This is a genomic window from Streptomyces sp. NBC_01537, from assembly GCF_045040445.1.
GTDB lineage: Bacteria > Actinomycetota > Actinomycetes > Streptomycetales > Streptomycetaceae > Actinacidiphila.
Genome location: NZ_CP109392.1, coordinates 1,023,733 through 1,046,522 on the forward strand (window position 1 = coordinate 1,023,733; position 22,790 = coordinate 1,046,522).

Annotated in this window: 20 protein-coding genes; 11 read left to right on the forward strand and 9 right to left on the reverse strand. The window is 71.3% G+C overall.

Annotated features, from left to right (window positions below):
• Positions 1–11: 11 nt before the first annotated feature.
• The 4 genes from OG607_RS04940 to OG607_RS04955 all read right to left on the reverse strand — a co-directional run bounded on the left by OG607_RS04940 (position 12) and on the right by OG607_RS04955 (position 6,363).
• Positions 12–1,091 (reverse strand): iron-siderophore ABC transporter substrate-binding protein, encoded by a 1,080-nt coding sequence (locus OG607_RS04940; RefSeq protein WP_405719252.1) that lies wholly within the window; start codon positions 1,089–1,091, stop codon positions 12–14.
• Positions 1,092–1,147: 56 nt separating this feature from the next.
• Positions 1,148–2,917, reverse strand: a complete 1,770-nt coding sequence (locus OG607_RS04945; protein WP_405719255.1) for an ABC transporter ATP-binding protein — start codon at positions 2,915–2,917, stop codon at positions 1,148–1,150.
• Complete coding sequence (locus tag OG607_RS04950) at positions 2,914–4,596, reverse strand: ABC transporter ATP-binding protein (RefSeq protein WP_405719258.1); 1,683 nt, start codon at positions 4,594–4,596, stop codon at positions 2,914–2,916. Before OG607_RS04950 ends, OG607_RS04945 begins: the two co-directional genes overlap by 4 nt.
• Before the next feature lie 144 nt (positions 4,597–4,740).
• A complete protein-coding gene (locus tag OG607_RS04955) occupies positions 4,741–6,363 on the reverse strand; it encodes a serine/threonine-protein kinase (RefSeq protein ID WP_405719260.1) in 1,623 nt (540 codons plus the stop codon).
• 229 nt (positions 6,364–6,592) lie between these two features.
• On the opposite strand from OG607_RS04955, the gene OG607_RS04960 reads away from it, so the two are divergent.
• The 5 genes from OG607_RS04960 (at position 6,593) to OG607_RS04980 (ending at position 10,530) form a co-directional block, all read left to right on the forward strand.
• On the forward strand, positions 6,593–7,600 hold the full coding sequence (locus OG607_RS04960) for an SCO0930 family lipoprotein (protein ID WP_405719263.1): 1,008 nt from the start codon (positions 6,593–6,595) through the stop codon (positions 7,598–7,600).
• 165 nt (positions 7,601–7,765) lie between these two features.
• A complete protein-coding gene (locus OG607_RS04965; RefSeq protein ID WP_405719266.1) occupies positions 7,766–8,683 on the forward strand; it encodes an NADP-dependent oxidoreductase in 918 nt (305 codons plus the stop codon).
• 228 nt (positions 8,684–8,911) lie between these two features.
• Entirely contained in the window at positions 8,912–9,310 is a 399-nt protein-coding gene (locus OG607_RS04970; RefSeq protein ID WP_405719269.1) for a DUF6153 family protein, read from the forward strand.
• A 76-nt stretch (positions 9,311–9,386) separates the two neighbouring features.
• Positions 9,387–9,980, forward strand: coding sequence for a DUF305 domain-containing protein (locus tag OG607_RS04975; protein WP_405719272.1), 594 nt, complete (start codon positions 9,387–9,389; stop codon positions 9,978–9,980).
• A gap of 67 nt (positions 9,981–10,047) precedes the next feature.
• Positions 10,048–10,530 (forward strand): DUF4396 domain-containing protein, encoded by a 483-nt coding sequence (locus tag OG607_RS04980; RefSeq protein WP_405719275.1) that lies wholly within the window; start codon positions 10,048–10,050, stop codon positions 10,528–10,530.
• Here the strand turns inward: OG607_RS04980 and OG607_RS04985 are convergent.
• Positions 10,426–12,057: an APC family permease gene (locus OG607_RS04985; protein WP_405719278.1), complete on the reverse strand. Its 1,632-nt coding sequence runs from the start codon at positions 12,055–12,057 to the stop codon at positions 10,426–10,428. The genes OG607_RS04980 and OG607_RS04985 overlap by 105 nt on opposite strands.
• Positions 12,058–12,226: 169 nt before the next feature.
• Between OG607_RS04985 and OG607_RS04990 the strand changes: the two genes are divergently transcribed.
• The gene (locus tag OG607_RS04990; RefSeq protein WP_405719281.1) at positions 12,227–12,679 is read left to right on the forward strand and encodes a flavodoxin family protein; all 453 of its coding nucleotides are present in this window, start codon (positions 12,227–12,229) and stop codon (positions 12,677–12,679) included.
• Between the two features lie 91 nt (positions 12,680–12,770).
• On the forward strand, positions 12,771–14,000 hold the full coding sequence (locus tag OG607_RS04995; protein ID WP_405719284.1) for a cytochrome P450: 1,230 nt from the start codon (positions 12,771–12,773) through the stop codon (positions 13,998–14,000).
• Between the two features lie 32 nt (positions 14,001–14,032).
• Here OG607_RS04995 and OG607_RS05000 read toward each other — a convergent pair whose 3' ends face one another.
• Positions 14,033–15,028: an AbfB domain-containing protein gene (locus tag OG607_RS05000; protein WP_405719287.1), complete on the reverse strand. Its 996-nt coding sequence runs from the start codon at positions 15,026–15,028 to the stop codon at positions 14,033–14,035.
• Positions 15,029–15,152: 124 nt separating this feature from the next.
• A complete protein-coding gene (sthA, locus tag OG607_RS05005; RefSeq protein ID WP_405719290.1) occupies positions 15,153–16,556 on the reverse strand; it encodes a Si-specific NAD(P)(+) transhydrogenase in 1,404 nt (467 codons plus the stop codon).
• 94 nt (positions 16,557–16,650) lie between these two features.
• Between sthA and OG607_RS05010 the strand changes: the two genes are divergently transcribed.
• Entirely contained in the window at positions 16,651–17,745 is a 1,095-nt protein-coding gene (locus OG607_RS05010) for an LLM class flavin-dependent oxidoreductase (protein WP_405736565.1), read from the forward strand.
• Here the strand turns inward: OG607_RS05010 and OG607_RS05015 are convergent.
• Both OG607_RS05015 and OG607_RS05020 read right to left on the reverse strand, forming a co-directional pair.
• Complete coding sequence (locus OG607_RS05015) at positions 17,729–19,339, reverse strand: CocE/NonD family hydrolase (protein WP_405719293.1); 1,611 nt, start codon at positions 19,337–19,339, stop codon at positions 17,729–17,731. The two genes, OG607_RS05010 and OG607_RS05015, sit on opposite strands and share 17 nt — an antisense overlap.
• Positions 19,336–19,968, reverse strand: a complete 633-nt coding sequence (locus OG607_RS05020; RefSeq protein ID WP_405719295.1) for a TetR/AcrR family transcriptional regulator — start codon at positions 19,966–19,968, stop codon at positions 19,336–19,338. Before OG607_RS05020 ends, OG607_RS05015 begins: the two co-directional genes overlap by 4 nt.
• Before the next feature lie 127 nt (positions 19,969–20,095).
• On the opposite strand from OG607_RS05020, the gene OG607_RS05025 reads away from it, so the two are divergent.
• The 3 genes from OG607_RS05025 to OG607_RS05035 all read left to right on the forward strand — a co-directional run bounded on the left by OG607_RS05025 (position 20,096) and on the right by OG607_RS05035 (position 22,790).
• Complete coding sequence (locus OG607_RS05025) at positions 20,096–20,833, forward strand: class I SAM-dependent DNA methyltransferase (RefSeq protein WP_405719298.1); 738 nt, start codon at positions 20,096–20,098, stop codon at positions 20,831–20,833.
• Positions 20,834–20,843: 10 nt separating this feature from the next.
• Positions 20,844–21,242, forward strand: a complete 399-nt coding sequence (locus OG607_RS05030) for an ACT domain-containing protein (RefSeq protein WP_405719300.1) — start codon at positions 20,844–20,846, stop codon at positions 21,240–21,242.
• A gap of 165 nt (positions 21,243–21,407) precedes the next feature.
• A complete protein-coding gene (locus tag OG607_RS05035; RefSeq protein WP_405719302.1) occupies positions 21,408–22,790 on the forward strand; it encodes a glycosyltransferase in 1,383 nt (460 codons plus the stop codon).

A 22,790-nucleotide genomic window follows, 5' to 3' on the forward strand; every position in this document is an offset into this window, starting at 1 on the left:
CCGGGCCCGCGTCAGGACGCGGGCTGCTCGACCTTCGTCGCGGTCTTTCCGTCCACCGCCGCCGCGAGCTGCGGGACGAGGCGGTCGAGGACGTACGGGATACTCAGGACGGTCGACAGCGATACGGCGTTGCCGTAGTCGCTGGTCTCCGGGATGAAGACCTCGCAGCCCTGCTTGACCACGTTCAGGTCGCCGTAGAGCTTGTTGGCGTGCAGCTTGGTGACGGCCGTGGTGGTGTCCGGCACGATCCACACGGCCACGTCCTGGTCGAGGAGATCGGTGCGCTCGCTGCTGATGTTGGCGCCGAAGCTGTCGCCGATCACCTTGTCCAGGCCGGACGGCAGGGAGAAGCCGAGGTCGGTCAGCAGCCGGGAGCGGGGGTCCTGGCTGCCGTAGACGAAGGTGCCCTCGTAGGGGGTGGCCATGACCGCCGAGGACTCGGCGAACACCGGGTATTTCGCCTTCGCCGCGGTGAACTTGGCCTCGACGCCGTCGACCAGCGTCTTCGCCTCGTCCGCCTTGCCCAGCGCCTTGCCGATGGTCTCGGTCTGCTGCTGCCACGGGATGCCGTAGTCGTTGTACTCCTTGGGCTGGGCCACGACCGGGGCGAACTTCGACAGCGTCTGGTACTGGGCCTTCGTCAGGCCGGAGTAGAGCGCCAGGATCAGGTCGGGCTTGAGCGCGGCGATCTTCTCGACCTGCGGTCCGGTGCCGGTGTCCTTCAGGACGGTCGGCGCGGCCGAGCTGCCCAGCTTGTCCTGCGCCCAGGGGCCGATGGCGCCCTTGTAGCCGCCGAGCCACTCCGTCGTGGCGACCGGGACCTTGCCGAGGGCGAGCACGGCGTCCTGGTCGGTGAGGCCGATGGTGACGATGCGCTTCGGCTCGGACTTGATCGTGGTGCTGCCGAACTTGTTCTTGATGGTGACGGGGAAGGCGTCGCTGCTCGCGGAGGACTTGCCGGAGCCGGAGCCGGAGCCGGTGCCTGCGACGGTGTCGGACCCGGAGTCGCCGCAGGCGGCGGCGGTGCCGACGAGCAGCAGTACTCCGGCGAGCAGCCCGGCCAGACGGCGGGCTCTGTGGGCGTGGGACATCGCGGAATCTCTCTGTTCGGAGTTACTGGTGTCAGGTCGCTGGGTCAGGGCGGCTGTCAGTGGCCGTCGTCGCGGTTGCGAGACCAGGCCCGCCACAGGGCGGCGTACGTCCCCCCGGCGGCACGGAGTTCGTCGTGCGTGCCGCTCTCCGCGATCCGGCCGTCCTCCATGACGACGATCCGGTCGGCGGCGGCCGCCTGGCTGAGGCGGTGGGCGACCACCAGCGCGGTGCGGCCCTCCAGGGCGCGCTCGGCGGCCTGTTCCAGGGCGCGGGCCCCGGAGCTGCCCGCCTCGGCGGTGGCCTCGTCGAGGACGGCGATCGGCGGATCGGCCAGGACCAGCCGGGCGAGGGCGAGTTGCTGGGCGCGGTCGGGGGTGAGGCGGTGGCCGCCGTCGCCGACGACCGTGCCGAGGCCCTCGGGCAGTGCCTCGGCCCAGCCGAGGGCGCCGACCCGTTCCAGGGCCTCGCGCAGTTCCTCGTCGGTGGCGTCGGGGCGGGCGAGGCGCAGGTCGCCGTCGAGCGGCCCGGCGAAGACGTGGACCTCCTGGGTGATCAGGGCCACCCCGCCTCCGACCTCGATGCGGCCGGACGTCGGGGGATGGATCCCGGCGATGAGCTTGGCGAGCGTCGTCTTGCCGGCGCCGCTGGCTCCGACGAGGGCAACCCGCTCCTTCGGCCGCAGGACCAGATCCACGTCGTGCAGCACCGGGCGGCCGGGTACGTAGGCGTGTCCGACGCCGCTGACGGTCACGGTCGGGTCGGTCCCGGGCTCCTGCGCGGCTCCCTCCGCCGACACCGCCGGCTCCGGGGGTTCGTCCACGACGCCGATCAGCCGGGCGAGCCCCGCCGAGGCCGACTGGGCGTCGTCCAGCAGCACCAGCGCGGTGTTGACCGGCCCGAACAGGCTGTGGAAGTACAGCGCGGCGGCCGTCGCGGTGCCGATGGACGCCGATCCGCCGCGTACGAGGAGGAAGCCCACCGCCAGGACCGCCGCCAGCCCCAGGTACTCGGCCACGTGCAGCCGGGCGTAGAAGGCCAGCACCAGCCGCACGCCGCGCATCGTCAGGGCGACGGCCGCCCGGGAGCGTTCGGTGACCCGCCCGGTGTGCTCGGCCTCCAGCCGGTGTGCCCGTACGGTGCCGGCTCCGCCGATGGTGTCGAGCAGTTGCTGCTGCTGGGCGCCGGTGGCGATGCGCTCCTTCGCGTAGAGCGGGGTGGCGTTGGTGACGTACCAGCGGGCGGTGTGGGCCTGGACGGGCATCGCGATCAGGGCCGCGAGGAGGAACCGCCAGTCCAGGAGGGCCAGCGCGCCGAGTGTGAGGACTATGGACAGCGCTGAACGCGCCAGCTCCGGGAGCGCGGTGCGCACCGCTTCCGCGACGCGGGACACATCGCGGGTGACGCGGGCGGTGAGGTCGCCGGAGCCGGCCTTCTCCAGCCTGTCGAGCGGCAGGGACAGGGCTCGTTCGACGAACCGTTCGCGGAGGTCGGCGAGGACGGTCTCGCCGAGGCGGGAGACCAGTGACATCCCGAAGGCGCTGGTGATGCCCTGGGCGGCGGCGACCACGGCGAGCAGCACCACGGGGGCGGTGAGGTCACCGGCCGGGCGGTGTTCGGTGACCAGGTCGATGATGCGGCCCAGCAGCGGCTGCGTGAGCAGTCCGACGACGGTGGCCACGACCATGACGCCGAACCCGGCGAAGGCCAGTCCCCGCTGCGGGCGCAGCAGTTCACGGACGGCGGCCCGGGTGCGGGCGGTGGTGGCGGTGGGCAGCAGTTCGCGCGCGTCATCCGTCGTGCCGGTCGTGCCGGTGATACCGCTCATGCCAGTACCGCCGTCCGGTAGGCCGCTTCGTCGCGGACGAGGTCGCTGTGCGGGCCGTCGGCGGTGACCCGCCCGCCGTCCAGGAGTACGACGCGGTCGGTGACGGCGAGCAGGGTGGGGCTGTTGGTGACCAGGACCGTGGTGCGGCCGTGGCGGAAGGCGCGGATGCCGGCGGCTATCCGGGCCTCGGTGACGGTGTCGACGGCGGTGGTCGGGTCGTGCACCACGAGCACCGGCCGCCCGGCGTGCAGGGCGCGGGCGAGGACGACCCGCTGGCGCTGGCCGCCGGACAGGAAGCGGCCGGACTCGCCGATGCCGGTGTCGGCGCCGAGCGGGAGGGCGCGGGCGACCTCGTCGGCGCCGGCGGCTGCCATGGCGGGGCGGGCGTCGTCACCGGGGCCGACGTTGTCGGCGAGGGTGCCCTCGAACAGGGCGGCGTCGTGAGCGGTGACCAGCAGGGCGGTGCGCAGTCCGGCCAGATCGAGCTCTGGCAGCGGCACCCCGTCGAGTTCCACGGTGCCCTCGTCCGGGTCGTCGGTGCGGCCGAGGCAGCGCAGCAGGTCCTCGGCGGCGGCCGGGTCGGTGGTGGCCACGCCGAGGAGCTGTGCGGGCTCGACTGTGAGGTCGAGGCCGCGCAGCGCGCCGAGGCTGACCCCGCGCAGCCGCAGGGAGCCGCGTACCGGGCCGGGCAGCGGGGTGTCGCCCGCCGTCACGTCCGGTTCGGCGGCGAGCACTTCGGCGATCCGGGCCGCCGATGCCCGCCCCTGGGCGAACTCGGAGTTGACCCAGGCGAACACCTCCAGCGGTCCGAGGAGGAACAGCGCCAGCCCGACGGCCGACACCAGCTGACCAAGTGTGATGTCACCCCCGGCGGCGAGCCGTCCGCCGACCAGCGCGACCAGCGCGATGAAGCCGCCGGTCAGGGCGAGTACGACGCCGCCCTGCCAGGCCTCGGCCCGCGCGGCGCGCAGGGTGGCGGTCAGGGAGTCGCGGCTGGTGCGCCGGTAGCGCTCGACCGCCGCCGCCTGCGCGCCGATTCCCTTCAGCACGCGCAGTCCGGACACCAGGTCGGCGGCGACCCCGGAGGCGTACGCCGCCTGCTCCTGCTCGGCCTCGCTGCGTCGCTCCAGCGGCTTGCTCAGCAGGTGCCCGAGCCACAGCAGGACGGGGGTGCCCAGCAGCACCACCAGGCCCAGCGGCACGGAGATCCACAGCAGCGCCACCGCGCTGACCAGCAGACCGGTGAGCGCCGAAGTGCCGGTCATCACAGCCATGTTGACCGCTCCGACTCGCTTGGCGTCGTCGGTGGCGATATTGGCCAGCGCGCCAGGCAGTCGTCCCCGCTCCACCCCGCCGCGCGGGTCCAGCACGCGCTGTACGAGTTCCACCCGCAGCAGGTGCGCGGCTTGTTCTGCGGCCCGTTCGCCGGCCCGGGCGCCGAAGCGGAAGCTGTACGACAGGCATACGTAGACCACCGCGAGCACCGCCAGCCAGCGCACCAGCGCGCCCGTGTCGCCCTTGGCGACCGCCTGGTCGATCACGATGCCGATCAGCACCGGGACCAGTGCTTCCCCGAACTGGTGCCCCGCTCCCAGCAGCGCCCCGACGGTGACGTCCCGTCGCTGTCCCGCGACCGCCCGCGTCAGGACGTCCCGTCCCCGCGGCCCGTGTGTTCGCACCCGCCCACCCTCCGGAATCAGCCACCGGCAATCAAGGAGCCGAGCGGCTTCTTAGGTAAGGCTAGTCTAAGTTAGCGCCCCTCAGTCAAGGGGCGTCCGCTGCACGGCCGGTCGCCGAGCAGAACGGGTGGGTGCAGCGTCGGATCAGTCCGCCGGCTTGAAGGAACTCAGGAAGACGCGGAGGGCCTGCTGGTTCTCCTCGGAGTACCAGACCGCCTCGGGGACGCTCCACCGGATCGCGTAGCCGTGCTTGGAGTCGACGACGAAGCCGCGGTCGATGGTGCGGTAGCGCACGCCGCCGATGGTGGAGGTCCACTCCCAGTCGGCGGCCTTCCAGCCCCGGTAGTCGACGGAAACGATGTCGATGAGGTGGTAGTTGTCGATGCTGCCGCGGACCTGCTTCTCCAGCTTCTGCCAGGCGGCGACCGGGTCGTCGCCCGGCGTGTGGGTCCAGTCCACGAGCAGGCTGCGGGGGTCGCCGGCGGTGCCGAAGAGGGAGCCGGCGCCGTGGCCGTTGTCGCCCAGGCGGCCGAAGGCGTCGGGGAGGGCGATGCTGAAGCCCTCGGGATCGACGCTCAGGGAGTAGTTCTTGGGGACCACCTCGGTCTTCTCGCCGGAGGAGGTCGCGGAGGCGCCCGAGGACGGCGACGAGGAGGCGGGGGGAGAGGGCGTACCGGAGCCGGCGGACGTGGACGGCTCGGGCGCGGCAGCCGAGGTCGCGGCGGGTGACCGGCCGTCGAGGGTGACGACGGTGGCCACCGTGGCGGTCGAGGCCACCAGCAGGACGCCCGCCACGACGCCCAGGGTGGTCGGCGTCCAGGAGACGGATCTGCCGCGGATCGTCGTACGCCACACGGCCGGCCGGTGCCGCCCGCCCGAACGAGGGTCGTCGGCGCGGCGGGCGAGGCCGGTGCCCGGGATGCGGAAGTCGGGCGGTTCCTCGCCGTCGAAGGCCTCGCCGATGATGCGGTTGAGGACTCTTCGCACAACCGGGTCGTCGGTGCGCTCCAGCGGGTCCTTGCGGAGCAGCCCCTTGATCGCCAGGGCCAGCGGCCCGGCGTGCCGGGGCGGCACGACGGGCTCGTTGAGGACGGCGGCGAGCGTGGCGGCCGGGGTCTCGCGGTCGCGGTACGGGGGCCGCCCTTCGACCATGGCGTACAGCACCGCGCCCAGCGACCACAGGTCGGAGGAGGGGCCGGGCAGTTCGCCGCGGGCCCGCTCCGGGGAGGCGTACGAGGGGGCGGGGGTCTGGGCGGCGGTGACGCCGAAGCCGCCGAGCACCACCTGGCCGTCGGGGCGGACGAGGACGTACGAGGGCCTGACGTCACCGTGGGTGATGCCCTCGCGGTGGGCGGCCGTGAGGACGGCGAGCAGTTCCAGGCCGATGCGGGCGGCGTGGACGGCGTCCAGGGTGCCCTCGGCGAGGAGGATCTCGTCGAGCGGGCGGGCGTCGACGATCTCGGTGACCGTCCAGAGCCTGCCTTCCTCCTCGACGATGTCGAGGGCGGTCAGGACACGGCCGGGGCAGACCAGGGCCATCACCTCGGCCTCGCGGAGCATGCGGGCCACCAGCCGGCGCCGGGCGGTGGGCTCCGGGTGCCGCTTGTCGCCGCGCAGTTCGGTGACCGCCACCCGCCGGGACAACTCCTGGTCCTCGGCCTGCCAGGCGACCTGGGTGCCCTCCTGCCGGATGACGTCCGTCAGGCGGTACCGGCCGGCGATCAACTGCCGCGTGGAGTCCTGCGTGTTGGAATCTGTCATCGTCATGGCCACCCCTGCTGCGTACCCGGCACTCCGCTGTTGATCTGTACGGCCCCATCGGCTTGTCTACTCAACTCCCTTCACATTTTGGGCCGGCGGACGTCTCGAGCTGCCAAACACGGATCCCCGGAAAAACTTTTGTGTTCCCAGTGAACCGGTCCGCACCTCCGCCCGTAGTTAGGGCCAAGTGCCGGTCGAGCACGCCGGTGCGGACACGAAACGTGAGGAACCGATAATGGGAAAGTGGCGAACTGTCCTACTCGCCGGAGTGGCCGCGACCATGCTCCTGGCCACAGCCTGCGGGGCCAGCACCCAGCCGACCACCACCGTGGTGCAGCCGGCCGCGGGGTCTGTGGCGGCCAGCCCCTCCAGTTCTGGTGCGACCACCGCTCTGAAGACCGCGGGCGTGCTGGCGGTGGATTCGAGCTCCGAACTGGGCCCGCTGGTCACCGACAGCGCGGGCAACACCCTGTACCGCTTCGACGCCGACACCCCGAGCCCGTCGAAGTCCAACTGCGAAGGGGACTGCGCCACCCTGTGGCCGCCGGTCTCCGCCGATGACGCCTCGGCGTCCGACAGCCTCAACCCCGACCTGCTGGGCTGGGTCGCGCGTGCCGACGGCTCGAAGCAGCTGACCCTCAGCGGCTGGCCGCTGTACTACTACGCCAAGGACACCGCGGCCGGTCAGACCAACGGCCAGGGCGTGGGCGGCAAGTGGTTCGCCGCCGCCGCCGACGGCAAGAAGGCCGGCGTGGCGCGCAAGTCGGTGAACGTGCTGGACAGCCCGGAACTGGGCCCGATCCTGCAGGACAAGAACGGCAAGACGCTCTACCTGTTCACCAAGGACCAGCCGTGGCCGATGAAGACCGCCTGCGACGCGACCTGCCTGCAGAAGTGGACGCCGAGCGGTCTGGTCAGCGTCAAGGACATCGAGGCGCTGGGCCTGGACCCGAAGACGATCTTCACCTTCACCACGCCGAACGGCACCAAGCAGGAGGCGTACAACTGCTGGCCCTCCTACACCTTCAAGGGTGACAAGGAAGCCGGCCAGACCAACGGCCAGGGTGTCGGCGGCGTGTGGTTCGCCATCAAGAAGGACATCGTCGTCGACCGCGGGAAGACCATCCCCGCCGCGAAGGCCAAGGCCGGTTCGTCCTCCGACACCTCGTCCGACACCTCGTCCGACACCTCGTCGGCCGACCCGAGTGCGGCCGCCACGGACGCCGCCGCCAACGGCTACTGAGCCGACCGAGCCCTTCGGCTCTCCCCGGCTCCCCCACGCGCCTCCGCCGCCGGTACATCACCGGCGGCGGAGGCGTTCGTCGTGGCGGCGGCCGGAATCATTCGCCGCCGGGCCTGGTTTCTGCAGAGAGGGAACCACGATGGAGTGTCTTCGAGAGGTGTCGAGATGTTCGCATTGGCGTTCGACGAGTACGGTGACCCGTCCGTTCTGCACCTGACCGAGCTCCCCGAGCCGCATGCCGGACCCGGCGAAGTGCGGATCGCGGTCCGGACGGCCGGGGTGAACCCGATCGACTGGAAGATCCGGGCCGGTTACATGAAGGACTTCACGCCGGTCGATTTCCCGGCGATTCCCGGGCTGGACGCCGCCGGGGTCGTCGACGAGGTCGGGGAAGGCGTCGAGGGCGTCGGCGTCGGGGACGAGGTGTTCGGCTCCGGCAGTGGCGCATCGGCCCAGTACGCGGTGCTGGACCACTTCGCGGCCAAGCCCGCCTCGATGAGCTGGGCGCAGGCCGCCGCCCTGCCGGTGCCCGCGGAGACCGCGCAGCGGACGCTGGGGCTGCTCGGGTCGCCGGCCGCCGGGCAGACGCTGCTGATCGAGGGCGCGGCGGGAGGCGTGGGCAGCACGGCGGCGCAGTTCGCCCTCGCGGACGGCGTGACCGTGATCGGCACCGCGAGCCCGGCCAACCACGATCATCTGCGCTCCCTGGGCGTCATCCCCACCACGTACGGCCCCGGGCTGGTGGAGCGCGTGGCGGAGCTGGCCCCCGGCGGAGTGGACGTCGTCCTGGACACCGCCGGGAAGGGCTCCATCCAGGACCTCATAGCGGTCGCCGGGGACCCGGCGAAGGTGGTCACCATCGCCGACTTCTCCGCCGGGCAGTACGGGGTCCGGGTGACCGGTGCCGGGTCGGACCCGCAGCGCTTCGAGGCCCTGCCCAAGGCTGCCCGCCTCTTCGAGGACGGCAAACTGGCCATCGCCGTCGACTCGGAGTTCCCGCTCGCCGAGACCGCCAAGGCACACGAGCGCAGCGAGGGTGGGCACCTCACCGGTAAGATCGTGCTGACGGTCGCTCAGGACTAGGGTCTGTCCGGCGGATGTCCGTGGAAGAAGGAGCGGGGTCTGGTGCCTGCGATCGCAAGGCGCCGGAGCGCCCACAGGGTGGTTTCCTGTGGGCGTTTCGGCAACGCCGCGAGCTCCCCCAGCCCCTGGGGGCTGGGAGGTGCCCCCAGGTGCCAGGGCACGCGACGCCGCGGAGATCCGCCGGACAGACCCTAGGCCGGCCCTCATGTCCGGTCCCGGGAGGACGCGATGAAGCGGCACGGCGCGAGCCGAAGCCGGGGTGCCTGGTGGCACCTCGCCGTACTGGCGCTGCTCGCGTTCGGGATCCTCGGAATGCACACGCTGGGCCACGCCTCCGGGCACGACATGGGCGGCATGGGCGGCATGCGGGGCGTGGCCGTGTCAGCGGTCCACGTCGCGGACACCCAGGCCACGCACACCCCGGCTCCGGGGCACGGCTTCGACCCGACGGTCATGTGCGTGGCCGTTCTCGGGTCGCTGCTGCTGGCGGTCGCCCTGCGCGTGCTGCTCGGCAGCCGCCGCCTGGCCGCGACACCCTGGCTGGCCACCGCCGCGCTGGTCATCCCCCGGCCGGAGCCGCCGCCACAGGGTCCTGACCTCGTACGTCTGTCGGTGCTGCGCATATAGGACGGCCGCCGCACCTCCCCTTGGTGCGCCTCCGTACCCATCGCAGACCGAACAGACACGAGGAAACGGCATACCCATGAGCAACCTTCGTATCGCCCTCGCGGGCACCGTCGTCGCGGGGGCGCTGCTGCTCACCGCGTGTGGCAGCAGCGACAGCACCGACACCGCCGTCGGCGGCAGCACCAGCAGCTCGCCGAGCGCTTCGAGCGTGGCGGCGTCGTTCAATGACGCGGACGTGATGTTCGCCCAGATGATGATCACCCACCACCAGCAGGCCGTCGAGATGGCCGGGCTCGCCGCGACCCGGGCCTCGGACGCCGAGGTCAAGAGCCTGGCGGCGCAGATCAGGGCCGCGCAGGAACCCGAGATCACCAGGATGCGCGGCTGGCTGAGGTCCTGGAAGGCACCGGAGTCCGCGGGGATGTCCATGGGCCACGGCTCCGGGATGATGTCCGACGCGGACATGGCCGGGCTGAAGGCCGCCGAGGGGACGGCGTTCGACAGGAAGTTCGCCGAGATGATGATCGACCACCACAAAGGCGCGATCGCCATGGCCGAGGACGTGCGCAAGAACGGCAGGAACGAGGCCGTGAGGCAGCTCGCCCGGAGGGTGATCACAACGCAGTCCGCCGAGGTCGAGCGACTCCAGAAGATCGTCGACCGGATCTGAGGCCGGGGCCACCCGGCCCGCAACGCCCCGTTGATGGATACCCCTCCCGGGTATACCGTCGTTCGACATGGCTTCGAACCACGACGAGCACCAGCACCAGTACATGGAGCACGGCGGATCGTCCTGGACCGCCGCTGTGCAGGCCACGCTGCACTGCCTGACCGGCTGCGCCATCGGTGAGGTGCTCGGCATGGTCATCGGCAGCGCGTTCGGGCTGCACGCGGCGGCGACCGTCGCCCTGTCGATCGCGCTGGCCTTCGTCTTCGGCTACGCGCTGACCATGCGGGGCGTCCTGCGGGCCGGCGTCGGCCCGCGGCAGGCGCTACGGGTGGCTCTGGCGGCGGACACCGTGTCCATCGCCGTCATGGAGCTGATCGACAACACCGTGGTGGTCACCGTGCCCGGCGCCATGGACGCCGGGCTCGGCAGCTGGCTGTTCTGGGCGTCACTCGCGCTCAGTCTGGCCGTCGCCTTCGTCGTGACCGTGCCCGTCAACCGCCGGCTCATCGCCAGCGGCCGCGGGCACGCCGTCGTGCACCGGTACCACTGAGCCCGCCGCACGGGTGGGCGCGCCCAGCGCCCAGAACAGGACGCCCATGAGAATGAACGCGGTGAGCGGTACGGCCTCCGTGAGGAGGTACTTCACCCGCTCGCCCTGACTCCAGCCGTCGGGGGCGAAGTCCGGGCCGAACCAGTCACTGCCCGGCCCCAGCCCCGGCGCGAGCAGCTGCACCGAGGCGAACGCGATGAGGACGGTCAGCACGATCGCGATCGTCCAGGGCATCGGCGCCTTGTACGGGCGCGGGACGTCGGGGTACTTGCGCCGCAGCACCGGCAGGGCCGGGAAGATGCCGAGGTAGCTCACCAGGGTGGTGGAGACGGCCAGGCCGAGGACCGCGCCGAAGAGCTTGGCGGCGCTGCCGTCGGTCAGCTGGTGGGCCAGCACGAGGACGCCGGTGGAGACCACGCCGGTGAGGATGTTGACCCGTACGGGGGTGCCGAAGCGGGCGGAGATCACACCGAGGCCGCGCGGCGCCGCACCGTCGTAACCGGAGACGGCCAGTGCCCGGTCGGAGCCCATGACCCAGGTGACGCCCGAGGACAGCACGGTGAGGATGAACAGCACCGCCGCCAGGTCACCGAGCACGCTGCCCGCCCCGCTGAGCGTGACCGTGCCGTCGGCGGCGACCCCGCCCCCGTAGACGGTGAAGACCTGGCGGATGGCGTCGATGAAGCCGCCGAGGCCGGTGATCGCCTTGGTGGGCAGGACCAGCAGGATGCCGAGGATCGGCAGTCCGTAGAGGAACACGGCGAGGGCGGCGCTGCGGAAGATGGCGTACGGGACGTCCTTCTGCGCGTCGGTCATCTCGTCGCCGGCTGTGTTGGGCAGCTCGAAGCCGACGTAGTTGAACATCAGCACCGGCACCAGGCCGACGAAACCGGCGTACGTCGGCGAGAAGTCGCCGAGGCCGAAGCCGTGCAGGCCGTGCTTGATGCCGTAGACGGCGACGGTGAGGGTGAAGAACCCGAGCAGGACGAAGCGGCTCCAGGCGCCGACCGTGGGAATCCATTTCCCGACGTCGAAGGAGAGGATCGCGGCGAGCACGCCGACCCAGATGAATACCAGGGTGAAGACGTAGAAGGCCGGGGTGCTCAGGTCCTTGCCGTCGTTGAAGAACGTCGTGAAGGCGGTGACGGCCGAAACCGCGAGGGTGCCGCCCATCCAGACCGGATTCGTCACCCAGTACAGGAAATTGTTGACGGCTCCGGCCAGCCGGCCGAATGCGCGGCTGGTCCAGATGTAGGGGCCGCCCTCGTCGGGGAATGCCGCGCCGAGTTCCGCGATCAGCAGCGCGGAGGGGATGAAGAAGACGGCGGCCAGGATGATCAGCCAGGTGAAGGCCTCGGCGCCGGAGGAGGCGACGGTGCCGATGGTGTCGACGCCGACGATCGTGCACAGCAGGAAGAAGAGAATGTCGAAGCGGCTGAAATGCTTACGGAGCTTTTGCCGTTCCTCGGCCGCGGCGGCCGGAGCCGTGCCGGATCCGGGGTCGGGTTTGGCGAGTCCAACGGCCAAGGCGATCTCCTGCGGTGAATACGGAACGGGTGCGGGTGCCGATCATGTTCCGCTTCCGCCGTCCGGCGTCACAAGGGCCGTATCCAATTCTTGACTCCATATGCCCGTCCCGGAACGCGCGGGAAACGCGGCGGAAACCGGAAGCCCGGATCGGCTAGGGTCGGGGGCCGTGGCCACCTTGCTGATCGTCCATCACACCCCGTCGCCCAACCTCCAGGCGATGTTCGAGGCCGTGGTCTCCGGCGCGACCACCGAGGAGATCGAGGGAGTCGAGGTCGTACGCCGCCCGGCGCTCGCGGCGACCGCGAGCGATGTGCTCGCGGCCGACGGCTATCTGCTCGGCACCCCGGCGAATCTCGGCTACATGTCCGGCGCGCTCAAGCACTTCTTCGACCAGGTCTACTACCCCTGCCTGGATGCCACGCGCGGCAGGCCGTTCGGCTACTACGTGCACGGCGGCAGCGATGTGACGGGGACCGTGCGGGGCATCGAGTCGATCACCACCGGGCTCGGCTGGCAGCGGGCGGCGGCCGCGGTGACCATCACGGGCGAGCCGGGGAAGGCCGGCATCGAGGCGTGCTGGGAGCTGGGGGCGACGGTCGCCGCCGGGCTGATGGCATAGGGCCTCTGTCCGCACAGGCCTTTCACCGTCGCACGGCGTCCTGCACCATGGTCGGAGCGCCCAGCGGGGGCGGCCAAGGGGAGGCGGGCTCATGGGCGGCGAAGACGCGTACGGCAGGTTAGTGGCACTCCAGCGCGATCCGTATCCGGCGTACGAGCGGGCCCGGGACGAGCCGGGGCTGGCCTATTCGGAGGAACTGGGCGGCCGGCTGGTCGCGCGCTGGGCGGATGTCCGCGAAGTGCTGCGCAGACCGGAGGACTTCTCCTCGGCCAACGCGCTGACCCCCGATGTCATGCCCGCCCCGGAGGCCCTGGCCGAGCTGGGCAAGGGCCCGGGCGGCGGCCCGGTCGTGGTCACCGCGGACGGCGCCGAGCACCTGCGGTTACGGGCTCCGCTCACCCGGGGCCTGTCGGCGTCCCGGGTCGCCGCGGCGGTGCCGTTCATCGCCGCGCGCGCCGAGGCCCTGGTCGACGACTTCGCCGACTCGGGCCGGGCCGAGCTGATGCGGCAGTACGCGAAACGGCTGCCGGGCGAGACCGTCGGCCACCTGCTCGGCCTGGACCCGGCCGATGTTCCGGCGGCCGTCAACGGGAGCTACCGGGCGGAGGAGTTGCTGTTCCGGCCGCTGCCGGTGCAGGAGCAGATTCTGGCGGCCCGGGACATGGTCGCGCTGCAGTGGCTGCTCCTGGAGTACGCGCAGGAACGCCTTCGCAAGCCCGGGGCGGATCTGTGCACGGAGATGGTCCGGGCGATCGCCCCGGACGCCGGCGAGGAGGGGCTGACGCCGCAGCAGCGTGGCGAGGTGGTGTCGAATCTGCAGAATCTGCTGATCGCCGGCCATCTCACCACCACGGCACTGATCGCGACCACTCTTTACCATCTGCTGCGGAATCGTTCGCAATGGGATCTTCTGTGTGCGGATCCCGCGCTGATCCCCGCCGCGATCGAGGAGGCGGCCCGCTACGACACCGCCGTCCAGGGCTTCCGCCGGGTCACCACCCGCCCGGTCACCCTGGCCGGCGTCGAACTCCCCGCCGGGGAGGTGCTGTTCGTGGCGTACGGCGCCGCCAACCGGGACCCGGCGGCCGTCGACCGGCCGGAGGTCTTCGACATCACCCGTGAGCCGGTCCGGCATCTGGCCTTCGGGCACGGTGTGCACAGCTGCCCCGGCTCCCAACTGGCCCGGGAGCAGCTGCGCATCACTCTGGAGACCTTCACCCGGCGGCTGCCCGGGCTGCGCCTGGATCCGGACGGCGGGCCGGTGGAGATGCTGCCGACGATGATCCACCGGTCGCCGCGCGCCCTTCCGGTGACGTGGTGACGTGGTGACGTGGGACGTCCGACTGCGGCTCCTCAGCCCCAGGGCGAGGCGATCCTGAAGGTGCTGTCGGACCGGAAGAGGGAGCTGTTCTGGTACGGATCGATCCACAGCTGGAAGTTGCGGTGCCGCAGATACCGGTTGGGGTAGTTGAACGAGGTGAAGGACACCGTGCCGGAGCCGGAGTCCCAGTGCGCGCAGAAAGTGGCGTCCTTGCGGAACAGTGACGAACCGTCGGAGGCCTCGGCGCGGATCCGGAAGTCCCGGTGCCGCAGATAGCGGCCGCCGCTGACCTTGAAGGAGTAGCAGCTCGCGTCCGCCAGGCCGGCGACGACGGTGAAGGTGGCGCCCGCACGGGTCCTGGAGGAGGACGAGCCGCTCACCGGGTCCAGATAGCCGAGGCCGTCCCGGTAGGACCAGTAGCGGTCGGGGTAGTTGACCGACCGGACCGACCAGCGGGTCACCTGCGGCGTGGGCTTCGACGTCGACGTGTGGCCGGAGCCGGCGGTCGCGGTGGCACTCGGTTTCGCCGAGGTGTCCGCCTGCCCCTGGTCCGAGCCTGCCGCGCTGTGGTGCGCGGCGGGGGTCGCCGGGATCCGGGAGGCGGCCGTTTCCAGGCCCGGTTCCAGGTGCGCCGCCGAGGGCGTCGCTGACGGCGACCCAGTGCCGGCCGGGCCATCGGGGAGGGCCGGCAGAGACACTCCCGGAGCGGGAGAGGCACCGGTCACCGCGGAATCACCGCCGAGCGGCGCCGACTCGCGGATGACCACGACGACGAGCAGGCCGCAGACCGCCAGGATCGCGGTGCCCACCAGCAGACCCAGCGGACGGGTCGGGGTGAACACCCGGGTCGAGCCCGCGTCCATGTCCATGTCCATGTCCGCGGCCGGATCGGCGTAGGGAGGCGCCGGGTCCGCCGGCCAGGCCTCCTCGAATAACCGCTGCGCCAGATCGGCGCTCAGCGGCAGCGGCCGCTCCGGCCGGAAGACATCGAGGTCGTCTTCATTGCGGCCGTCTTCTTCGGCTGTCACAGCCGGCCCTCCTCGCGCACGTTCCCAGCTGGTCGCTGTGAGCCGGAGAGTAGCCGCTCTGATCAACTTCTGCCGGAAAACCTCATTCCACTTCCGTCCCGATTTCCTTCCTGGTAAAGAGACTTCAGTCGTGCATACGATCGATCTGACGGATCTTGTTCGTCGCGTCGAGAGCCGCGACCTTGTAGGACTCCGCGAGCGTCGGGTAGTTGAACACCGCGTCCACCAGGTAGTCGACCGTGCCGCCGCACCCCATCACGGCGTGACCGATGTGGATGAGTTCGGTCGCGCCGGTGCCGAAGCAGTGGACGCCGAGCAGCTTGCGGTCCTCCGGGGACACCAGCAGCTTGAGCATGCCGTGCGAGTCGCCGATGATCTGCCCCCTGGCCAGTTCGCGGTAGCGGGATATGCCGACCTCGAACGGCACGCAGTCCTCGGTCAGCTGGTCCTCGGTGCGGCCTATGAAGCTGATCTCGGGGATCGTGTAGATGCCGATCGGCTGGAGGTCGTGCATCCGGTTCACCGGCTCGCCGCAGGCGTGGTACGCCGCCGTACGCCCCTGCTCCATCGAGGTCGCGGCGAGCGCGGGAAAGCCGATGACGTCACCGACCGCGTAGATGTGCGGGACGGCGGTGCGGTAGTGCTCGTCCACCTCGATGCGGCCGCGCCGGTCGGCGCTCAGGCCGGCCTTGTCCAGGTCGAGTTCGTCGGTGAGGCCCTGCCGTCCGGCGGAGTACATGACGGCGTCGGCGGGGATCTTCTTGCCGCTCTCCAGGACGGTGAGGGTGCCCCGGGGGTGGCGTTCGACGGCCGCGACGGTCTCGCCGAAGCGGAAGGTGACGGCGAGGTCCCGCAGGTGGTACTTGAGCGACTCGATGACCTCGACATCGCAGAAGTCCAGCATCCCGGCGCGCTGTTCGACCACCGTGATCTTGCTGCCGAGGGCGGCGAACATGGAGGCGTACTCCATGCCGATCACACCGGCGCCGACGATGACCATGGAGCGCGGCACCCGCTCCAGGTTGAGGACGTTGTCGGAGTCCATGATGGTGCGCTCGTCGAACTCCACGGTCGCCGGGCGGGCCGGGCGGGTGCCGGTGGCGATCACGATGTGCTCGGCGCTGATCAGCCGGTCGTGTCCGGCCAGGTCCCGCAGGGCGACGGTGTGGTCGTCGACGAAGCGGCCGGTGCCGGCGAGGAGGGAGACATGGTTGCGGGAGAGCTGGTTGCGGATGACATCGACCTCGCGGCTGACCACGTGCTGGGTCCGGGCGGTGAGGTCGGCGACGGTGATGTCCTCCTTCAGCCGGTAGCTCTGTCCGTACAGATCGCGCTGGGTGAGCCCGGTGAGATAGAGCACCGCCTCGCGCAGGGTCTTCGATGGGATGGTTCCGGTGTGGATGGAGACCCCGCCGACCATGTCGGGGCGGTCGATGACAGCGACCCGGCGGCCGAGCTTGGCCGCGCCTATGGCGGCCTTCTGGCCGCCGGGTCCGGATCCGATGACAAGCATGTCGAAGTCGGGCACGCCTGGAGTCTGGCAGTGGAGGCCGCTCTCCGGGAAGACCCACCCGTCGTATAGTTGAAATATGAACGATGCGGATGCGGTGAACCCGGTGCCGGTGCAGCTCGGGATCTTCACCGTCGGCGATGTCACCACCGACCCCACCACCGGCCGGGCGCCGACCGAGCACGAGCGGATCAAGGCGATGGTCGCCATCGCGCTCAAGGCCGAGGAGGTCGGCCTCGACGTCTTCGCGACCGGCGAGCACCACAACCCGCCCTTCGTACCCTCCTCCCCGACCACCATGCTCGGCCACATCGCGGCGCGCACCGAGCGGCTGATCCTCTCCACCTCCACGACCCTGATCACCACGAACGACCCGGTGAAGATCGCCGAGGACTTCGCGATGCTCCAGCACCTGGCCGACGGCCGCGTCGACCTGATGCTCGGCCGCGGCAACACCGCCCCGGTCTACCCGTGGTTCGGCCAGGACATCCGCCAGGGCATCCCGCTCGCCGTCGAGAACTACGCGCTGCTGCACAAGCTCTGGCGCGACGACACCGTCGACTGGGCCGGCCGCTTCCGCACCCCGCTGCAGGGCTTCACCTCCACACCCCGGCCGCTGGACGGCGTACCGCCCTTCGTCTGGCACGGCTCCATCCGCAGCCCGGAGATCGCCGAGCAGGCCGCGTACTACGGCGACGGATTCTTCGCCAACAACATCTTCTGGCCCAAGGAGCACTTCCAGAAGCTCATCGACCTGTACCGCCAGCGCTACGCCCACTACGGCCACGGCACGCCCGAGCAGGCGATCGTCGGGCTCGGCGGCCAGGTCTTCCTGCGCCGCAACTCCCAGGACGCGGTACGGGAGTTCCGCCCGTACTTCGACAACGCCCCGGTCTACGGGCACGGGCCCTCGCTGGAGGAGTTCACCGAGCAGACCCCGCTCACCGTGGGCAGCCCGCAGGAGGTCATCGACAAGACCCTGACCTTCCGCGAGTCCTTCGGCCACTACCAGCGCCAGCTGTTCCTGGTGGACCACGCCGGGCTGCCGCTGAAGACCGTGCTGGAGCAGCTCGACCTGCTGGGCGAGGAGGTCATCCCGGTGCTGCGCAAGGAATTCGCCGCCGGGCGGCCGGCCGAGGTGCCGGCCGCCCCCACGCACGCGGCGCGCGTGCGCGCGGCAGCCGCACGGCCTATTCGGCGGCCCTGACCGGCAGGATCACCGCCGAGGGCTGCGCCGGGCCGTGGTGGACCGTCTGGTCGGCGGCCCGCAGGGTGGTGGCGGTGGCGTGCGGTTCGCCGGTGCCGGGGTTGCGGGCGTAGCGCGGGAAGGCGCCGCTGGAGACCTGGACCCTGATGCGGTGGCCGCGCTTGAAGCGGTGCGCGGTGGGCCAGAGCGTGACGGTGGCGCGGGATGTCTCGTCGGCACCGGACAGGCTGGTCAGGCCGTCGCAGACGTTGTACGACCGCCCGCGCGGGTCGACATCGCAGAGCCGGACGAACACGTCGGCGTGGGGCAGGCTGGAGCGGAACCAGATCTCGGCGCTGACCTCGCCGATGACCTCGACGTCCTGGTCGAGCACGTCGGTGGTGTACGTGAGCACGTCCGCGCGGGCCTCCAGGTCCTTGTTGTCGACGCGGCCGCTGTCGGCGACCATGCGTACGCCTCCGACCGCGGGCGTCGGATCCGCCGGGTCGTAGCGGTAGCCGTCGGACGCCGCTTCGCCGGGCGGTTCGGTGGACAGCGCGCCGCCGGGCCGCAGGTGGAACCTCTGCTCCTTCGCGCCGCTCGGCGGCCAGGACTCGAAGTCGCGCCAGGCTTCCTCACCCGTCACGAACAGCCGCACCGGCGCGCGGTGCGGCGGCTCCTCACCGCGCGCGTGGGCGAGGCCGAATTCGATGGCCTCGCGGATCCCGCTGTCGTTCATCTCGATGTGCGTCCAGGGCCCGACGGTCAGGCGGGCCCGGCGCCCCGCCTCCTGCAGGATCCGGAAGTCGCGCAGCTGGCCGGGCAGGAAGATGTCGTACCAGCCACCGATCGAGCTGACCGGCACGGTCACCTCGGCGACCCGGTGGCGGTGGTCCATGCCTGCCCAGTGCGGGTCGTCGGCGTCGTGCGCGAGGATGCCCTGTATGTAGTCCGAGCGGTGGCCGATGGCGGCGACATCGGCCCGGTCGAGCGGAAGCGTCTGCAGAGCCCGGCGCGTTCTCCTCGTCTGGGCCGCCTGCCGGAGCATCGCCCAGGGACGTTCCTGGACGCCGGTCAGGACACCCCATCCGAACGGCGTCTCCAGCGAGAAGCCGTCCGCGCGCAGGAACTCAAGGGTCAGAGCCGACTCGGTGACCTGCGGGATCATCGCCTTGACCTCCGGCGGCAGCCGGTCGGCCACCGCCCACTGCGCGTACCCCATGTAGCTCAGGCCGACCAGCACGATCGAGCCACCGGACCACGGCTGCTTGACCAGCCAGTCCAGCGTCGCCAGCCCGTCCTCGCGCTCCTGCCGCATCGGGTCGAAGACCCCGCCGGAGCCGAACCCGCCCCGGGTGCTCTGGATCAGCACCTGGAACCCGCGTTCGGCCAGCGGTCTGGCCATGCCCATGCCGAACAGTCCGCTGTGGCCGTACGGGGTGCGGATCAGCGCGACCGGCAGCCCCTCTCCCCCGGCCTTCGGCACCCACCTGTCCGCCAGCAGTTCGGCCCCGTCGGGCATCGGCACCCGCAGATCCCGCTCGACGACGAGGTCCCGGGTCAGCGGAGGGGACAGCTTCAGCTTGCGCTGGATGAGATGACTGCTCAGGTTCACCGGCGTGACTCCTCGTCATGCGTGATCGTGGTGGGCCGGCCCATCGCGGTGGTGATGACGGACACCATCCGCATGAGCCGGTCGCTGAACTCCTCCGGGTCGAGCGGCTCTTCGCCGTCCACCACCCAGGTGTTGACGAGCGCGGCCCCGCCGCCCGTCAGGAAGGTGGCGAGGTCCTCCACCAGGTGCGGGTCGTGTCGCTCGCCGGACGCCTGCTGGATCAGCTGCCGGTTGACCGGGAGCATCAGGCCCGTCAGCGACTTGTTCAGGGCGAACGCGCTGGAACTGGTCAGAATCGCCCGGTAGAACGCCCGGTGCTCCGCGAAGTGCCGCGCCATCGCCAGCGCCGTGGGGCGTCCCGCCGGGGTGTGCGAGTCGTCCACGACATGCGTCAGCAGTTCCTCCCGGACCAGGTCGAGCGCGGCCTGGAGCAGGAGCGTGTCGCGGTCACCGAACTGCTGGTACACCACCTGCCGGCTCACATCCGCGGCCTCGGCGATGTCGGACACGGGAACGGCCGCCGTACCCCGTTCGGACACCAGGGCGACCGCCGCCCGCATCAGAGCGGCCCGGGTGCGGCGCACCCGGCGGTCCTGGGCGGGAGCGATCGTGGCGAACTCGAACGTCATGGCCAAGATAATGGACAGGTGTCAATAAAAGTGCAAGTGTCAATCAGCGTGGCACCGGCCGAGGCTAAGGCGTAGGCGGCCCGAAATGCACGCGCGTCGCACGGGCCCCGCGCAGTACGGTCCGGCGATGGACGATGAGGACGGCTACTTCGGAGAGCGGGTCGCCGCGGCCTACGACGAGTCGGCGGCGGACATGTTCGCGGCGACTGCCGTGGAACCGGCGGTCGAGTTCCTGGCAGGGCTGGCCGGCGGCGGCCGGGCCCTCGAACTGGGCATCGGGACGGGGCGCCTCGCCTTGCCCCTCCAACGCCGCGGAGTCGCGGTCCACGGCATCGACGTGTCCCGGGCGATGGTCGCCCGGCTGCGCGCCAAGCCGGGCGGCGACGCCATCGGCGTCACGATCGGCGACTTCGCGACGACGAGGGTCGACGGGGCGTTCTCCGTCTCCTACCTGGTCTTCAACACGATCATGAATCTGACGACGCAGGACGCCCAGGTGGCCTGCTTCCGCAACGTCGCCGCCCACCTCGAACCCGGAGGCTGCTTCGTCATCGAGGTCATGGTCCCGGAGCTGCGCAAGCTCCCCGCCGGGCAGAACGCCGTGCCGTTCCACGTGAGCCCGACGCGGTGGGCGTTCGACATCTACGACGTCGCCACCCAGACGATGAGCTCGAACTACGTCACGATCGACGACGGCCGTGGCGAGTACAGATCCATCCCCTTCCGCTACGTGTGGCCCGCCGAGCTCGACCTCATGGCCCAGCTCGCCGGGCTCCGGCTGCGCGAGCGATGGGAGGGCTGGACACGGGCGCCCTTCACCAACGAGAGCGGCCGGCACATCTCGGTCTGGGAGAAGCCCGCGTAATCTGCCGCTCATGACTGGTGAGAGCGATCTGCGCAAGCTCCTGAGCGGTATGCGCCCGCAGCTGAACCCGGGCCGCTACGTGTTCACCACCGCCCAGGGCGGCATCCCGCCCGGCGTCACCCCCGTCGCCACGGTCGCCGAAGAGGAGGGCCTCACCCTGGTCCTTCGGCAGGAGGAGGCCGACGCGGCGGGACTCCCCTACGACTACGCGGCGGGCTGGATCACGCTGCGCGTCCACTCCGCCCTGGAGGCGGTCGGCCTCACCGCCGCCTTCGCCAGGGAACTCGCCGACGCCGGCCTGAGCTGCAATGTGGTCGCCGGCTTCCACCACGACCACCTCTTCGTGCCGTACGAGAGCGCCGCCCGGGCCGTCGCCGTTCTGGAGGACCTCGCGCGACGGTCCGCCTGACGTCCGAGCGGGATCGCGCCGGAGCACGGATCGCGCCGGACGCGGGCTACGCGGCGTTCGGTTCCCTTCCGGCCATGTGGTCTATACCACCGTGCGGTGTCGAACCGGATTGCGGGGCGCGGCCGTGTGTCGGGCATGATCGCCCGCAAGGATGGAGTTCCCGACATGCAGTCTCTGCGTATCGCTTTGATGACCCACGGCACCCGTGGGGATGTTCAGCCGCTGGTCGTTCTGGGCCGGGAGCTGGAGCGCCGTGGCCACCGGCCGGTGCTCGCGGTGCCGGTGGGCTCAGCGGACATGGCCCGGGCCGCCGGGCTGGAGGTGGTCGAGCTGCCTGTGGACTGGCGGGAGTACCTGGGCGCGCCGGATGCCGGCCGGAGCTGGGTCACCTCCGCGGACAGCGAGGAGTTCCTGGCCGGGCTGCGTTCGGTGATGGCCGCGCACATCGGGGAGATCGCCCGGACGCTGTACGCGATGAGCCAGGGGGCCGACCTCATCGTGTCCGGGTCGCTCACCGAGGACATGGCCACGGTGATCGCCGAGGCCCGGGGTATCCCGCTTTCGCTGCTCCAGCTGTTCCCGGTGCGGCCCAACGACGTGGTGCCCAACCCCTTCGTGACCAGCAAGGCGTCCACGGTCCCCGGAGCCAACCGGCAGACGCACGTGGCGTATGAACAAGCCGCGTGGCAGGCGCGCCGGGAGGGGGTCAACCGGCTGCGGGAGGCCCTGGGGCTGGCCCCGACGCAGCTGTCGACCCAGCGGCGGGCCCGGCTGCTGGGCGCACTGGAAATCCAGGGCTACAGCCGGGAACTGGTCCCGGGCACCGGCTGGCTGCCGGAGCAGCGGCCGTTCGCGGGCTGGCTGGAGCCCCAGGGCCAGGACCGGCGCGGTATCGCCGAGCACGGCCTCGACCCCGACCTGGCCTCATGGCTGGACGCCGGTGACACCCCCGCCTACTTCGGGTTCGGCAGCACGCCCGTCGCCGACCCCGCCGCCATGGTCGCCTTGATCGACAAGGCCACCGGCGACCTGGGACTGCGGGCCGTCATCACCTCCGGCTGGGCCGCACTGCCCGCCCACCCCGTCACCGACCCCGCCCGGATCCGCGTGGTCGACAGCGCCGACCTCACAGCCCTGCTCCCGCGCTGCCGCTTCGCCGTCCACCACGGCGGCTCCGGCACCACCGGCGCCGCCGCGCGGGCAGGACTGCCCGCCCTGATCGCCTCCGGAATGCTCGACCAGCCGATGTGGGGCGAACTCGTCCAACGCCGCGGCGCGGGCATCCACCTGCCCCTGCACCAGCTCACCACCGACAACCTGCGCTCCGCCATGCAACGCCTGCTCGACCCCCGCATCGTGACCGCAGCCCGCGAACTCGGCCGCGCCGTACGCGCCGAAGGCGACGCCGCGGCCACCGCCGCCGACCTCCTCAACTCCTTCGCCCGGCCGCACACCGGCACACCGGCGCTGCGCGCGCGGGCCGGAGGCGCCAGGCGTCCCCGCCCGGCCGCGGTCCCGCTCCGCCGTGAACAGGGCGAGGTGGCGTGA

Coding starts and splice junctions, on each gene's coding strand:
- OG607_RS04940 (WP_405719252.1), bottom strand. CDS start 1,091: ATGTCCCACGCCCACAGAGCCCGCCGTCTGGCCGGGCTGCTCGCCGGA.
- OG607_RS04945 (WP_405719255.1), bottom strand. CDS start 2,917: ATGAGCGGTATCACCGGCACGACCGGCACGACGGATGACGCGCGCGAA.
- OG607_RS04955 (WP_405719260.1), bottom strand. CDS start 6,363: ATGACGATGACAGATTCCAACACGCAGGACTCCACGCGGCAGTTGATC.
- OG607_RS04960 (WP_405719263.1), top strand. CDS start 6,593: ATGGGAAAGTGGCGAACTGTCCTACTCGCCGGAGTGGCCGCGACCATG.
- OG607_RS04965 (WP_405719266.1), top strand. CDS start 7,766: ATGTTCGCATTGGCGTTCGACGAGTACGGTGACCCGTCCGTTCTGCAC.
- OG607_RS04970 (WP_405719269.1), top strand. CDS start 8,912: ATGAAGCGGCACGGCGCGAGCCGAAGCCGGGGTGCCTGGTGGCACCTC.
- OG607_RS04975 (WP_405719272.1), top strand. CDS start 9,387: ATGAGCAACCTTCGTATCGCCCTCGCGGGCACCGTCGTCGCGGGGGCG.
- OG607_RS04980 (WP_405719275.1), top strand. CDS start 10,048: ATGGCTTCGAACCACGACGAGCACCAGCACCAGTACATGGAGCACGGC.
- OG607_RS04995 (WP_405719284.1), top strand. CDS start 12,771: ATGGGCGGCGAAGACGCGTACGGCAGGTTAGTGGCACTCCAGCGCGAT.
- OG607_RS05020 (WP_405719295.1), bottom strand. CDS start 19,968: ATGACGTTCGAGTTCGCCACGATCGCTCCCGCCCAGGACCGCCGGGTG.
- OG607_RS05025 (WP_405719298.1), top strand. CDS start 20,096: ATGGACGATGAGGACGGCTACTTCGGAGAGCGGGTCGCCGCGGCCTAC.
- OG607_RS05030 (WP_405719300.1), top strand. CDS start 20,844: ATGACTGGTGAGAGCGATCTGCGCAAGCTCCTGAGCGGTATGCGCCCG.
- OG607_RS05035 (WP_405719302.1), top strand. CDS start 21,408: ATGCAGTCTCTGCGTATCGCTTTGATGACCCACGGCACCCGTGGGGAT.